The organism is Cryobacterium glucosi (genome assembly GCF_004402235.1).
GTDB classification, from domain to species: domain Bacteria; phylum Actinomycetota; class Actinomycetes; order Actinomycetales; family Microbacteriaceae; genus Cryobacterium; species Cryobacterium glucosi.
In genome coordinates this window covers 17,436-30,805 of record NZ_SOFS01000046.1, presented here as the reverse complement: position 1 = coordinate 30,805, position 13,370 = coordinate 17,436, and the positions used below count along the sequence as shown (strand labels likewise).

14 protein-coding genes and 1 tRNA gene are annotated in these 13,370 nt (G+C 62.7%); 8 read left to right on the top strand and 7 right to left on the bottom strand.

What is annotated here, in order from left to right:
* Positions 1–246 precede the first annotated feature (246 nt).
* Together E3O46_RS18025 and E3O46_RS18815 are read left to right on the top strand one after the other, a co-directional pair.
* A complete protein-coding gene (locus E3O46_RS18025; protein ID WP_134562296.1) occupies positions 247–774 on the top strand; it encodes a hypothetical protein in 528 nt (175 codons plus the stop codon).
* A gap of 73 nt (positions 775–847) precedes the next feature.
* Positions 848–1,750: an Ltp family lipoprotein gene (locus tag E3O46_RS18815; protein WP_241987464.1), complete on the top strand. Its 903-nt coding sequence runs from the start codon at positions 848–850 to the stop codon at positions 1,748–1,750.
* Between the two features lie 116 nt (positions 1,751–1,866).
* Here the strand turns inward: E3O46_RS18815 and E3O46_RS18015 are convergent, their stop codons facing one another.
* The 5 genes from E3O46_RS18015 to E3O46_RS17990 all read right to left on the bottom strand — a co-directional run bounded on the left by E3O46_RS18015 (position 1,867) and on the right by E3O46_RS17990 (position 5,635).
* Entirely contained in the window at positions 1,867–2,208 is a 342-nt protein-coding gene (locus E3O46_RS18015; RefSeq protein ID WP_134562294.1) for a hypothetical protein, read from the bottom strand.
* The gene (locus E3O46_RS18010; RefSeq protein ID WP_134562292.1) at positions 2,205–3,368 is read right to left on the bottom strand and encodes an ATP/GTP-binding protein; all 1,164 of its coding nucleotides are present in this window, start codon (positions 3,366–3,368) and stop codon (positions 2,205–2,207) included. The genes E3O46_RS18015 and E3O46_RS18010 overlap by 4 nt, the downstream gene beginning before the upstream one ends.
* A gap of 160 nt (positions 3,369–3,528) precedes the next feature.
* On the bottom strand, positions 3,529–3,717 hold the full coding sequence (locus E3O46_RS18005) for a hypothetical protein (protein ID WP_134562290.1): 189 nt from the start codon (positions 3,715–3,717) through the stop codon (positions 3,529–3,531).
* Between the two features lie 494 nt (positions 3,718–4,211).
* Positions 4,212–5,108, bottom strand: coding sequence for a metallophosphoesterase family protein (locus E3O46_RS17995; protein WP_134562288.1), 897 nt, complete (start codon positions 5,106–5,108; stop codon positions 4,212–4,214).
* Positions 5,109–5,284: 176 nt separating this feature from the next.
* A complete protein-coding gene (locus E3O46_RS17990) occupies positions 5,285–5,635 on the bottom strand; it encodes a helicase associated domain-containing protein (protein WP_134562286.1) in 351 nt (116 codons plus the stop codon).
* A 579-nt stretch (positions 5,636–6,214) separates the two neighbouring features.
* Here E3O46_RS17990 and E3O46_RS17985 point away from each other — a divergent pair.
* The 6 genes from E3O46_RS17985 to E3O46_RS17960 all read left to right on the top strand — a co-directional run bounded on the left by E3O46_RS17985 (position 6,215) and on the right by E3O46_RS17960 (position 11,154).
* Entirely contained in the window at positions 6,215–6,502 is a 288-nt protein-coding gene (locus tag E3O46_RS17985) for a hypothetical protein (protein WP_134562284.1), read from the top strand.
* An 85-nt stretch (positions 6,503–6,587) separates the two neighbouring features.
* Positions 6,588–6,896, top strand: a complete 309-nt coding sequence (locus E3O46_RS17980) for a hypothetical protein (protein ID WP_134562282.1) — start codon at positions 6,588–6,590, stop codon at positions 6,894–6,896.
* 32 nt (positions 6,897–6,928) lie between these two features.
* Complete coding sequence (locus E3O46_RS17975) at positions 6,929–7,231, top strand: hypothetical protein (protein WP_134562281.1); 303 nt, start codon at positions 6,929–6,931, stop codon at positions 7,229–7,231.
* Positions 7,231–8,154: a tyrosine-type recombinase/integrase gene (locus E3O46_RS17970; RefSeq protein ID WP_134562279.1), complete on the top strand. Its 924-nt coding sequence runs from the start codon at positions 7,231–7,233 to the stop codon at positions 8,152–8,154. Before E3O46_RS17975 ends, E3O46_RS17970 begins: the two co-directional genes overlap by 1 nt.
* A 76-nt stretch (positions 8,155–8,230) precedes the next feature.
* A complete protein-coding gene (locus tag E3O46_RS17965; RefSeq protein WP_166791101.1) occupies positions 8,231–9,232 on the top strand; it encodes a tyrosine-type recombinase/integrase in 1,002 nt (333 codons plus the stop codon).
* Entirely contained in the window at positions 9,229–11,154 is a 1,926-nt protein-coding gene (locus E3O46_RS17960; protein ID WP_134562275.1) for a hypothetical protein, read from the top strand. The genes E3O46_RS17965 and E3O46_RS17960 overlap by 4 nt, the downstream gene beginning before the upstream one ends.
* Positions 11,155–11,387: 233 nt before the next feature.
* On the opposite strand, the gene E3O46_RS17955 is transcribed toward E3O46_RS17960, so the two are convergent.
* Together E3O46_RS17955 and E3O46_RS17950 are read right to left on the bottom strand one after the other, a co-directional pair.
* Positions 11,388–11,464: transfer RNA gene (locus E3O46_RS17955), tRNA-Pro, on the bottom strand.
* 113 nt (positions 11,465–11,577) lie between these two features.
* The gene (locus tag E3O46_RS17950; RefSeq protein WP_134562273.1) at positions 11,578–13,218 is read right to left on the bottom strand and encodes a hypothetical protein; all 1,641 of its coding nucleotides are present in this window, start codon (positions 13,216–13,218) and stop codon (positions 11,578–11,580) included.
* Positions 13,219–13,370 lie beyond the last annotated feature (152 nt).

The following is a 13,370-nucleotide window of genomic DNA, read 5'->3' as shown; positions in this document are numbered from 1 at the left end:
GAAACTGCGATTTAGTGATAACCCCCGTTATCACGGTCTCGTGGCACTAGCAGCCCCGCCGAGCCCTAGCTTGGCTCTGCGACCGATTCACCCGAAGGATTCGGCGTAGGAGGCAGGCGCCGGGCGAGCACCAGGGGGAACAACCGCTCGGCGCCTGCCGCCCACTCCCCACATTGAGACGCCAGCCGAACGACGACCAATCACCCACAGCACCACCCCACCATGACACCGACACGAGGTCCCACCATGCACACAGATGATGAACACGCGACACCGGAATCGACAATGGCCAGTGGCGACCCAGCAACGGGCGCCCCGCATGCGGAACCTCCGGCACTCACGTCGGCACCGGTCTTTACCAAACGAGAGCTCCGCCTTAGCGCCGCGGGCGTCGGACTCGGACTACTTGTCGGCGTTCTCGGCACCCTCGGTATCGGTCTTCTCGCCGGCAATATCAGCACGCTCGCGGCGACCACGCCGATGACGGATGCCGCCACGGCCTGCCACGTCACGGGGAACGCGTCGATCACCGTTGGCGACAAAGGACAGAGCATCTCGATGAAGAGCTCCGGCGCCAAGTCCGCCGGCGCCAAGATGACTGACCTCGCCTGCGTCTTCACCCAGCTGGAAGCCCCCGACAGCATGATCAGCCGCATCGATAGCACCCGCGCTCTCGACGGTCGCCAGACCGCGACTTGGAAGGACTACTCCGCGTCGTGGGGATATCACCCGGACAACGGCCTCGACATCGTGATCGAGGTCGTCGCGAAGTAGCAGCCTCGCATTCCTATCCCTGTCCCACTCACATTTGTCAGCAGCACACACACACCGAACCGGAGAACACACCATGACCAACAACGTCCCCCAGACCAACCCAGCTGGCGTTCCCGCCGGACAGAAGGAACAGACAGTCAATACCTACGCCGCGCCGACATCCCAAGGCACGCCCGGCGGTTACACGCCGGCACCCACCCCCGGAAAATCCTTCGTCGTCACCTGGCTCTTCGCCTGGCTGCTCGGCGGGCTCGGCATCGACCGCTTCTACCTCGGCAAGGTCGGCACCGGCCTACTCAAACTGGTTACCTTTGGCGGCTTCGGTGTCTGGTGGCTCGTGGATCTGATCCTGGTGCTCACGGGAGCGCAGCGCGACAAGCAGGGCCACACGCTCGTCGGCTACCGGGAACACCGGAAGATCGCCTTGATCATTACGGCCGCCGGCATCCTGCTCTCGATCGTCACATCGAGTGTCAACGCGGCCAACGCGGGCAAGACCGCGACAACGGTTTCCATCAGCGCCCCAAGCGCGGCACCGACCGCCAGTGCTGCACCGACGCCCGTCGCGACTGCAATACCGACGCCGGTTGCAACCGTACCACCCGCACCGGTGGAGACGACCGCACCTGCGCCTGCCGCACCGGTTGCGGCCGCCCCGGCTCCGGCCGTGCCCGCCGCGTACAAGTCCGCACTAGCCAAGGCCACTAGCTACTCGAAGACGATGCATATGAGCAAGGCGGGAATCTACGATCAGCTCACATCGGAGTATGGCGAGCAGTTCCCGCCGGAGGCGGCTCAATACGCGGTGGATAACGTCCAGGCCGACTGGAACGCGAACGCTCTCGCCAAGTCGAAGTCGTACCAGGACCAAATGTCCATGTCGCCCGAGGCGATTCGTGACCAGCTCTCCAGCGCTTACGGCGAAAAGTTCACCGCTGATGAAGCTGACTACGCAATCCAGCACCTGAGCGACTAGGCCGTTGTCCAAGGAGGGAACCCTGCCCGCGGGCGGGGTTCCCGGCGTTTCCTTCCTCAGCCAAGCAACTGGTAGTCGGGCACGTGCTGACGAGATGAATGACGCCGCTGAGATCATTAACCAGCAGAGTGCGGATTGGGTAGATTCCAGACACGGGCGTATTCGGCAGCGACCAGTGGCCAGACCTTCCGAAGACCATTTTCAACGGAGTCGATCCCTTCGGCTAAGGGTCCGAAGACGACGAATTCGTGTGGGATGACTCTGCCAGCCAGGTCTTGGCGTCCCTCAGGATCTGGGAAACGCAGGACAACCACCTCGGCGACGCGGCGCCAGACCTCCGCCACGTCTTCGACGCCCGAGAAGGCTCGGTCGTATTCCGGAAGTGGATCGGGAAATCCCCCGTCACGCAGAAACCGAAAGCCCCAGGTCCGCCCTCGAGTGGCCCAGATGAGGCTCATCGCTTACTCCTGAGAAGGATCTGCTCCTTTTCGCCGTTTTCCAAGTCGATCCGGAACCCGGTTAAAGTGGCTCGCAGGTAGTCTCTCTTTGCCAGCGCTTCAGAGTTCAACACCTTGAGTTTGTCGCCGGCCAGCTTGACCGCGTCGTCCAAGCTTTCCTTGGTGAGCAGAAGGCTGACCATACTCATCACAACGCCGACGGGGCCAGGCTTCTTGACCTTTCCGCCAAGCAATACGGCAGCCAACGCTCCGGCGCCGCTGAGTAGGTTCTCGGCCACTTTTCCGGGCATGACTTTGGCCTGGGCCCACCTGACGTGTCGCTCGAATGGGAGCATTGCGGCCAATGGAAGGACGAGCTCAAGGCCAACTCGTTTGGTCACCTCAATCTTGCCTGCGTCGAACTTCGCCGACGAAAGCAACAGGAAGTCCTCACCCACTGACAGCGCGTCGCTGCCCTCCACGAACCCAGCGAGCACCTTTCTCAGTTCGTCGATGTCATCGCAGGCCTTCTCGATGAGAAGATCCCGGAAGTTAAACACGCTCATATCTGGCAGAAGATCGGACTTGGACAGCGCCATGACCCAGATACGCGGAAACTCGACGAGAGGCTTGCCATCCACCAGAAGGTCATCTTTAAGGGACAACAGCCCGTTGCGGAAATTTGTCAACAACGATTTCAGGTACCGGTCCTCCTCTCCGGCGTTGTCCAGCAACTTTTGGCCGTCTACCAGCAGGAGAGCGACATCGGAACCCAACAAGGACTTGAATGTGTCCACTCGGCGCTGGGACTCCTCTGGCCCGCTCACAGCCTGCTCGAACCACTCCCCCGGGTAGTCATGCCAGACGAGGCGCAGGGCGTCGAACGCTCGCGCCTTCATCGCCTTGGCATCAGATGCAGCTTTCAGCTTCACTGAAAAGGAGTACGACGTGGCAGAGAAGCGAGTGACCAGTGGCAGACGCGCCGAGTCCCTCATGCCAAGGTAGTTTCGATGCAGCTTGTTGCCTTTACCGATGTCGTCGGCTACAACATTGAACAAACTCTTTTGAAGGTAATAAGGCTCTTGTGTTGCTCCATAGAACGAGGAGAGCATCACGGTCTTTCCGCTACCACTCTCGCCAAATACCGCAATGTGTTGCTCGAGTGCTCTCTTCAGTTCCATATGTGCAGCGTATGGCACAGTACACTTCCAGAAATCCGCTAATCAACTACGGTCGAATCATGGCAGCGGAATCGGACTCTGCGAGGACTCGCCTGCGTGGCGCACCTGATCCCACCTAGGACGTGGTGCTCCCAGCCAGGCCGGCGACAAACCGGCGTGGCTACTGCGTAGCTCGAAGGACCTGGTCGAAGGTCAATCGCTGGATACTGACGACCGGCGTGCTGACGTAGATGCGAGATCCACCGTCGTGGACGATTTCGTCGTAGGCCGGGTACTCGGAGTCGATCCCGATCACGGTCGTGCACCAGCGGTCGCCGATGCGCGGCGGTTCCGACGCTGCCATCGTCATGGGTACTCCGTTCACGTTCGCGCCATTCCCCTCCGCGGCATAGCGAGTAACCGTGACCAGCGGGCGGGACGGGACGGGATCGATAACGATTGCGACCAGCAGGCGAGCTCCGGACGCTGTCTCAAGCAGCCACACGCCGCTCCGATTCAGTGCGAGCTGTTCATCGGGGTCCGGCATTGAGGCTCCCGTCTTCAGTAGGTCCGGCAGGACCGTCAGCCAGGTCGACGCCTAGGTAGAGGATGTATTCGCCTGAGATGTCTACGGCCAGAGTCTTCCCCGTGAGGAGAGCGGCGAACTCCGCTGTGGTCAAGGTGAGCGATTCTGCAGACCATCGCCGGCCGAAGAGGTAGAGACCATCACGATCCAGACGTGGGTGTCGAATCACTCGCCGGCGAGCTTCGCCCTCGAACGGGATCCAGGCGGACGCCCGGTCACGGTCGAAATTCATCCTCGCCCCGCTATCCCGACGACATGCCGGACCGTCTCTTCGGCGCTCACGAGTCCCCTTCCTCGGTCGGACGCGTCTTGCCATGGCCGGGCCGCTGATGCTCCTGCGCGTCAGTCTTGCGGTGTGGGTGGCGCGGGACGTACTCCAGGTCGAGAGTGCGCACGTCGAGGATGCACTGGCTGATGGCGATCGCAGAACCGCTCTCCTCCAGAATCACGACGCGGGTGACGAGCTGTTCAGAACCGGACGTGTACTCGACGACTTCGTCGATGTGCCGATGGTAGTGACCGCCGAGATACAGCCTCGGACGCACCTGCAGGAAGCCGCGGTGGAACATGGCTCGGCCGACCGCTGAATACTGAACGCCGGCAGCCGGCCAATACTTCTCGGTGGATTCCAGCCACGAGTCCAGCGTGGGAACGTGCAGAGGAGCGTCATGCCCGATCAGCAAGTCGGCGGGTTCGTGTCCGAGGGTAGCGAGGTCGGTTTCGGTGATCGATTCCTCGACCCAGACGGAGCGCCCAATGACACGATGACCGATGTCAATCGAGTTCGCACCTCCCAGTGCGGCGAGAGTCAGACCGGAAGCGAGGACTGTCCGGTAGCCACGCGGGATATGAGCGATAGTGGGTCGAATCCAGCGCAGACCATCGTCAGAGAGAGGGAATCGGTAAAGGCGGTCGAAGTCCTCATGATTTCCGTCCACGAAGTACAGGACCTGGTCGGCGCCGGCCAGCCGCCGGCTCAGTTTGTCGAGGCCGATGGCCCAGTTGTGTCCGCCCCAGACGAAGCCGAAATCGCCCAGAACCACAAGCACCTGAATGCCGCGGAATTGCATGGAGCGGGAGACGACAAGGACATGTTCGAGATCGCCATGGGTATCGCCGAGGAAGCCGATTCGATCAGCCGTCGATAACGTTCCATTGCCAGCGGAGTCCATCATCGCGCCCTTCGAGAGAGGCCTGAGGCTGCGTGATCCGCGGTCGCTGGCAGTGTGCTGGCTATCCACATGTCTTTCAAACTACGGTCCACCGGGCCGGTTCGCTGCGCCGAATCCCCCTTTTGTCGTTGCATCGGTGTTTTGTTGATCGCTCGCACCGGTCGATAGCCGCTTCGGAGTCATTCCGTCTTCACTGCCAACCTTTGGAGGGTCAGGAGCGTGGCGAGCTGCGCGGCGCGGCCCGCGGGTTGGGCGCCCCTTTGCTGCTGTCGAAGCTGGCGGCCCAGCCAACGTGCAAGCGCGAACTCGACCTTGTCGGCACCGTTGAGGTGTGGCAACTTCCCGTATGTCTGGACGTGCTGGATGCAGGCCGCGAAGTTCGTCTGCCAGGCGTGCTCGTGGGGATCCCACTCGAAAGCCGGTGAAATATCCAGACGGATGGTCTGGTAGAGGCAGAGTTTCTCTTCGAAGCGGCGCTGGTACCGAGCCCATTCGCCCTGGTGCCTCTCGTCGTCCGGAAGAGTTGCCATGTTCCGGGTGCTCTCGCGGGGCGTGTGCCCGGTTTCGCGCCAGAACTCTTCGTAACGGTAGAGCGCCGTGGCCCACCGTGCGGCCCGCCTGGTTGTAGCGGCGTGAGGGCAGACACTCTGTGCGACGTTCGCATCGGCTACCGCGTACCACGCGGAGGGCAGGTCGTCCGGGAGTTGTCGCTTCCAGAGTCCTTCGGCCCTGGCGTGGAGGTGGATGGGGGAATTCGTGTCGGTCATTGCTAGCCCGTCGTGGCCACCCGAGTGGTGGCCTCGACGAGCTCATGCGCGGGACTGCACGATGATGCGGGTGCGATCTCGAAATCAGGAGATTCCGTCGGCGAATCCGTGGCCGCACTGCGGGTTGTTCTCAGTCAGACGACTCGACATCACGCACCGATTGCGTGGGCGGCGCTTCTGGGAGGGATTTGTCGCTGAGTCGGCGGTTTGAAACTGCGAGTTTCCCTACGGTGGAAATCAGCGGGCCGGAGAGTTCCGACAGGCGGGCATCCTTCCCAGCGGGACGGGATGCGCCATGACTTCCACCCTTTGCATCGCGATAGGCAGGCATGGTGGCCCACGATGGATCTCTTGACGGATGATGCCACCGGACAATTCGTCGTGGCCACCGAGTCCGGGAGTCGATATGTTCTGGACCTGGACAGGCGGGTCCTGCGCCGCGCGCCGGGACCAGTGTTCCAAGAACTACGTCGTCTGCGCCGTGACGGCGAGAGCATCGATCTAATCGAGATCGTGGAGTGCCGCATTGGACACCGGATGGTGCTGCGGATCGATTTGAACGCACCCGGAGTCTTGGTGACGACGCGCATTTCCACCGCCGTCGTCCGGATCGACCCGTTGCCGACATAAGGCCGACGAGTGAACTCTTCGGAGCTCCCACATTGCCCACGCATGAGCGACATCATCTTGAACGTTTTGAGGAAAGGATCTGAACATGAAGCAGTCATTGACGGGGGACGAAGGCGGATGCTGGACCGTGACCACGGTCGGCTCCAAGTACCAGTTCGACCTCGATGCGATGACCGTCACACGAATTCCCGGCCGCGATGCGAGCCCGACCGTAAATGATTGCACGCGCCCGATTCTTGAAATTATCCACTGCACCGTAGGGGCACGAGGGTATTGGCTCATGGAACCCGACGCGGACGAGATGAAATTCCTCGAGCACTACTGGCAGATGTCGAGCACGATTCGGAGCATCGACGCCAATACAGCCGGCTTCGCCCCGACTGCAGACGAGTAGTACAACCGGAGTATCGACCCCAAGGGGAGATCATGGTGGATTCACTGACCGACGACGCAACCGGCTGCTACGTCGTGACCACGCAATCCGCCAGCCGATATTGGCTGGACCTCGATCGCCGCCTTCTGCGACGAGTGCCCAGTCCTTCATTTCCCGACCGGCTTCAGCTGCGCCGTGACGGCGAAGATATCGACCTTCTCGAAGTCGTTCGCTGTCGGGTCGGACGCCCGCTGGTGCTGTTGATCAATCTCAACGTGCCGGGCGTGTGGCTCACGACCCGAGAATCCACGCCCGTCACTCGCATAGAGTCAGTCCCCAAAGCGCTGGTCCGCTAATGACTACTGACCTGGTACCGCCGAGAGACTACCGCCCCATCAACGCGCTGCCGTACTGGGACGTCATCGGCGAATTCGTCAGCGCCGCCGTCACAGACACATCTGCGGCCACGGGTCGCGACGAGAGGTCCCTCTACCCCGCGATCGTCGCGTTTGTACTGTGGTGTTGGCAGAGCCGCGGCACACCGCTGGACCGGAAACGGATGTTCCGCCGAAGCGTCGTGGAGGAGTTCATTCACCTGGCGATGACGAGATATACCAAGGGAAGCAGAGCAACCCACCGGGCGACGCTATGGCTCACCATCGAGACGCTGAACCCCGATGATCTGAATCGAAGCCGTCGGCCGATCTCCCGGTCCGCGCCCACGAAACCGTACTCGTCGACGGAAGTTGCGCAACTATACAGCTGGGCAAGGTCACAGGGAACCGAGCACCGGCGTCGTGATGCAATCGCCCTCCTCGCGCTGGGCCTCGGAGCTGGCCTTGCGGCGCGAGAGATCCTGGGGGTTCGTGTTTCCGACATTGACACCCGGACCGGCACCATCCAGGTGATCGTGTGGGAAGGCCGCCAGCGGGTCGTGCCGATTCGAGCAGACTGGGAACGTCCGCTACGCCGGATCCTCTCGGACCTCCAGCCCGGCGACTGGCTCTTTCGACCGGGCCGCGTCAGCGCGACATCGGGGCAAGTCACTGATTTTCTGCTGCGGGCCCGCACCGAATTGGACGTCCGTCCCAGCCGCATGCGCGCCACTTGGCTACTCGAGCATCTCCGCGACGGCACACCACCCCAGCAACTCTTGCGCATCGCCGGGCTCAAGAACCTCGCAGCACTAGACAAAATCGCAACTTTCACCCCCAGAACGGGGGTACGACCCCAGTTCTCGCCCGACCCTAATCTGGCGAGAAAACGGGCTGACCAGTAGTTTTGGCGAGTTCATGGTGTCGGGACTCACGGAATTCCGGTGTTGGCGTCGGAGAGGCGCCGCACACGTAAGGCCTGTGAACACAAGAGACCGACTCAACGACATTTTCGATACCGACTCAGCACGCTACGCGCACCTACGGGCATTGGATCCGGAACTACCCGAACACGTGTGGCACGTCATCATCCGCTACCGGCCGCAGGTGTCCTCCATGCAGTGGGAGGCAGTGCGCGAATTCACGATCGTTAACGCCCTCAAGATGAAACCCCGGACCTTCGAGACCGTGCGCCGTCTGATGACCATGTCGGCCCGGTTCAACGTTTGGGTGTGGGCATCTATGGGAACCACTCTCACCGTCGAGCGCGTTTACACGCAGAATCACGTCTACCGATATCTGCAGGAACGCCTCCCGAAGCACTCCGAATCTCACCGGTGGGGAATCGTGCGTCAGCTCGGCACCATTGCCGAGAACCTCGCTCACACCGAGGTCAAACGCCTGCCGAACCTTCGGCGCCGTCCCAGCCGTCGTCCGTTCAGCATGGCCGACGTCGCGTCGATGCATAGCTGGGCGGCCAGCCTCACCACACCGTTGAAACGACAGAACGCCCAGGCTCTCCTGGGACTCGCCGGCGGCGCCGGACTGCGCGCAGATGAGATCATCGACATGCGAATCGGCGATGTTGACATAGTCGACGGCCGAATCTTTCTGAATATTCCCGGAAGCCGGTCGCGCCGGGTTCCAGTTCGAAACCCGTGGAACCGCACTCTGCTTCGAAGCCTGCTTGGCCGTACGAATCCGGACGAATACGTCTTCCGCGCGTACCGCTTCAACGAATACCGGCCCCGTGCCATTCAGACTTTCCTGACCGACCACCCCGCTCGAGTACGAGCGACCGTGTCCCGGCTCCGCGCAACCTGGATCGTCGCCCAGATCGACAACGGGCTCCCCCTGCCCATCCTCACCGCAATCGCCGGCTTCACCTCGGCCGCCAGCCTCAATAAACACCTGGCGCACGCGCAGCCGTTGGACCTTGCGGAATACGTTGGTCTCATCATTGGTGAAGAGGTAGCCCGATGAGCGCCGGCGACATTGACTACGGATTCACCGGCTACGAGCCAGATCTCGGCGGGATGACGCAAGCAGAAGTCATGGGCCGAGGCCGAATCCACCAGCTGATCGACGATGAAACCGTGGCTCTCATGGAGGGCCGAGTCCGCAAGGCCGGAGTCCTCGAGAGACTTCAGGCATGGCGCGACGAGGATGCAGTCGCGTTCAGTATCGGCGGACGACCTTCCCTCATCTCGGAGCGGGCAATGATCACCGGCATGCTGCTGTTGGCCAAAGAAGGCTCAGCAATGTTCATGACCAACTTGCGCGACATCTTCATGTTCCGCCTCAGCGACGCCTCACGCGCCCTGCTTAACCTGGAAGCACCACACTCGGCATTCGTTGGCCATATTGGCGAGAAGGCCCGCTGGTACAGCAACACCACCCGAGCCTTTCAACGCATGAATGATCTGATGGATCCCTTCCCACAGGAACGTCATCGCGGCAAGACGTATGCAGAAATTCAGGAAATCCTGCGCACGCACGACATCCAGTTGGAAGAAAGCCGCAAGCAACGACTCGATGAATTCAGCAAGCTCATGCTGGTCATGACCTTCAACGAGCAGTCACGCCCCATTCGTCGCGCCTCCAAGAAGATTGACCTTTCCTTCGATCAAACGTTCGTCGGAACCCCGACCACAAAAGGCTACTCGCGCAAGAACCTCGCCAGGCGGGTAGCCGAAGAGGCCAAGGTCCAGGAGAAGAAAACGCTGAAACCAGGTCCAGTCGACGCCTTCGCCGGGTGGCACGTCAGCAGCGGGCCTCGAACCGATGCTGCCAAGGGACAAGTGGACCTCACCACCCCCGACCGGAAAGCCAGCACAGACGAGTATCGATGGGGCTGGGAAATCAACATCGCCGTCCGGGTCGACTCTGAAGAGCCCGGGAAACACAGATTCCCCGCGCTGGCCGTTGCCGCGACCATGAGCCTGCCCAACGTCCGCGTCGCTGAAGAAGCCGTCTCCCTCATGCGATCAGCCAAGACGCTCGGGCTCGAGCCCGGGGTTGCTGACGCAGACAAACAATACTTTGCAAACTCACTGCCGGAACGACTCCATCATGACGCTCGGGAAGAAGGCTTCGAAGCCTCCACCGACTACCGCATCGACCGCCTCGGACCCCAGGGTGGCGACCACGGCGCTCTCTATATTGAAGGTGGAACCTACTGCCCTGGTACGCCCGAATCGCTCCAATACGCGACCAAGGAACTGCACGGGGGCCTCATCGACACCGAAACATACCGTGAGCGCATCAAGAGTCGCAAAGCATTTCAGCTCCACGTCAAAGAGAAGGCAGACGCTAAGGGCCGCGTCGTGTTGCGCTGCCCCGCCCTCGGCCCCAGCCCAACCGTGACGTGTCCTCTTCGCGAACTCCTGAAGACCGTGACGGACAAGACCCGCCCAGGCGTCGAAAGCGACGACCTGCCCGACTTTGCAGACAAAATCTGCAGCCAGCACTCCGTCTCATTCGACACTGCGAAGAATATACGCCAAGCCCAGGCGTTCGAATACGGGACCAAGGAATGGGACGAATTCCACACCCATGCGCGCAACTCCATCGAGTCCCTAAATGAACAAATCAAGAGTGGCGGAACCGAAGACATCGAATCCGCCACCCGCCGCCGCGTCCGCGGATTCGGCGCTGCCCAGATCATCGTGACCATACTTCTGACGAACTTCAACCTCCGCAAGATCGCCGCTTTCATCAGCGACAAGATCAAAGAGGAAGCGAAGCGACAAAGCAACGGAGAACCTGTCGTCCGCACGGTGCGTCGTCGCGATCGCGAGTTCTACAACCCGTACACCGACACGTATCCACCGGGTGTGGCACGACCAGACAAAGCCAAACCACCAACGACCGATGAGACCGGCGGTCCACCGCTACGGACTTAACGTCCTCACTCCAGGACCGATACTGCCCGAGAGGGCAACCCACCCGCATTCGAGACAATCCAACGCGCACAAAAACTGCCGTCAAGACAAAAATTACCTCTCGACTCGAGAAATAGGAGGCATCAAGTCCCCGAAAGAGTCCAGAAACAAGAAAACGCTCCTGAGAATCCTCAGGAGCGTTTTCTATTTCGACTTCATGGCCGGTTTCGTGAACAGTTTCGCGAACGGCCCTTTGGTCGGGCTGACAGGATTTGAACCTGCGACCCCCTGACCCCCAGTCAGGTGCGCTACCAAGCTGCGCTACAGCCCGTCACCCTCCGCCAACACACTTCGAGAAGCGCATTCTGCAGGAGACAACTTAGAAAGCTTACCGCCTCCGGCGACCTCTTGTGTGCACAACGGATGCCCGGCGACGCCCGTCCCTCAGCGCGGCGTCCACCGGGGCGAACGACCGCTCCCGCCAGCGGACCGCCCGGCCCCGAACTCGCGGCGCAGCTGCCGCCAGATCCGGGGCAGCAAAACGGCATCGCCAAGGAGCGGGCGGCGGTGCTGCACGATGACCGAACCGAATCCGGGGGCCGCCGGGCTGAAGCTGAGGCGCTCCGGGAAATTCGCGAGCGTCCAGCCGCGCACGCCCAGGTCGACCGCGGAAACCGAGCCAGGTGCGGACGGTGAGGCGGGTGAGGCCGGCCCGGACCCGGCGCGGGCCGGCATGGCCAGGCCGCGGGGGGCATCCGCTTCGGCGGGCAGGGCCGCCACTCCCCCGGGCCGACCGCCACGGAAATCGCCGAGCGCGCTCGTGCGGATGAGCGCGGTGGACCCGACCCAGAAGGAGGCCCCATACCGGGACGCACTGCGGTGCAGGAGGCTGCGGATCCCTGGGAAGAATCGCCCGGTGCACTGGCCGCCCTGCGGGAACGACGGGGTTTGGACCACGGCGACACCGCGGTGCTCCGGTTCGTCGAGGAAGTAGATCGAGCGCAGGCAGTAGTCGCTGAGGAGCTGGGCGTCCGGGCCGAGGGTGAGCAGGTAGTCCGTCTCAGCGACGTCGCCTGTGGCAGTGGCAGTGTTACCGATCTGGTCCACGTAGCCGGCGAGGCTGCCGTCGAAGATCTCCAGTTCGGCGGAGAACGTCCACGCGAGGCGGCGCTGGAGGCGCAGCATCCGCTCGGGGGTCTGCGGGATGTGCTCGGAGATGGCCCGGTCGAGGTCCGCGGCGATGCGGGCGAAGTCGGCGGCGGGACCGCCGAGGGTGTGCGTGCTGAAGATGGCGCTCGACGGGTCGGTGACGGCCTCGTCGAGGCGCTGCCGGGCCAGCCAGGCGACGGCCCAGCGGTAGTCGGCGGCGAGGCCGTCGATGAGGTCTTCGGCCACCTCGTGGGCGTCGGTCGCGTCGTGGCCCCAGGCGAGTTCGAGCTCCAGCACGAACAGGGCGTCCTCGAACCGGGCGCGGGGTTCGGCCAGGGCATCGGTGAGCCGGCGCACGATCATCAGGGCCTCGGCCTGGGCGCTCGGCTCTGAGCTGGCGTCGAGCAGCAGCACGACCCGGAGCGTCGGGTATTCCTGCAGGGCCGCGGACCAGAGCGACGCGCGCAGGGCGTGCGACCCCGTTCGGGCACCGGCGCCGTCGCCACCGGCGACGAGCACGGTCAGGGCCTCCTGGCGAGCGGCGAAGTGACGCTCCAGTTCCCGGCGCGGAACCCGCACGTGCTCGTTCAGCCGGATCAGGGCGCCCTGCCGAGCCGCGAGGTAGCAGAGGAGCGCGATCGCACACAGGGTCGCGCCGGCCACGGACAGCGCACGGTCGAGGACCGACCAGGGCGCGCCGTCGATTCCCGTCTGGCGGAGGATGACGACGGCGAGCAGGGCAGCCCAGCCGACCACCACGGTGAAGATGGCGGCGCGACCATAGGCGATCTCGGGGACGCCTCGGCGCGATGCCCGGGCAGCGGGCGGCGCGATGCGGGCATCCGACGGCGCAGTCGACGCGAGCGGTGCGGCGGGCGGCACCGTTCGGGCGGCGAAACGTTTTCGGGTCAGCGAAGCAGGGAACTTCGTATGCATGGACAATCCTCGGGTAAGGCTTGAATGTCGAAATCCCCGATTCGGGCGGGGATCCAACACGTGTGGCGCCACAGGTGCGCTAGCCCGAATGTAGAGCAGGTCCCGGGTGGGCGACAGTCCCCGCTTCGGGGCGAAGCGCATCCGCCGACGCC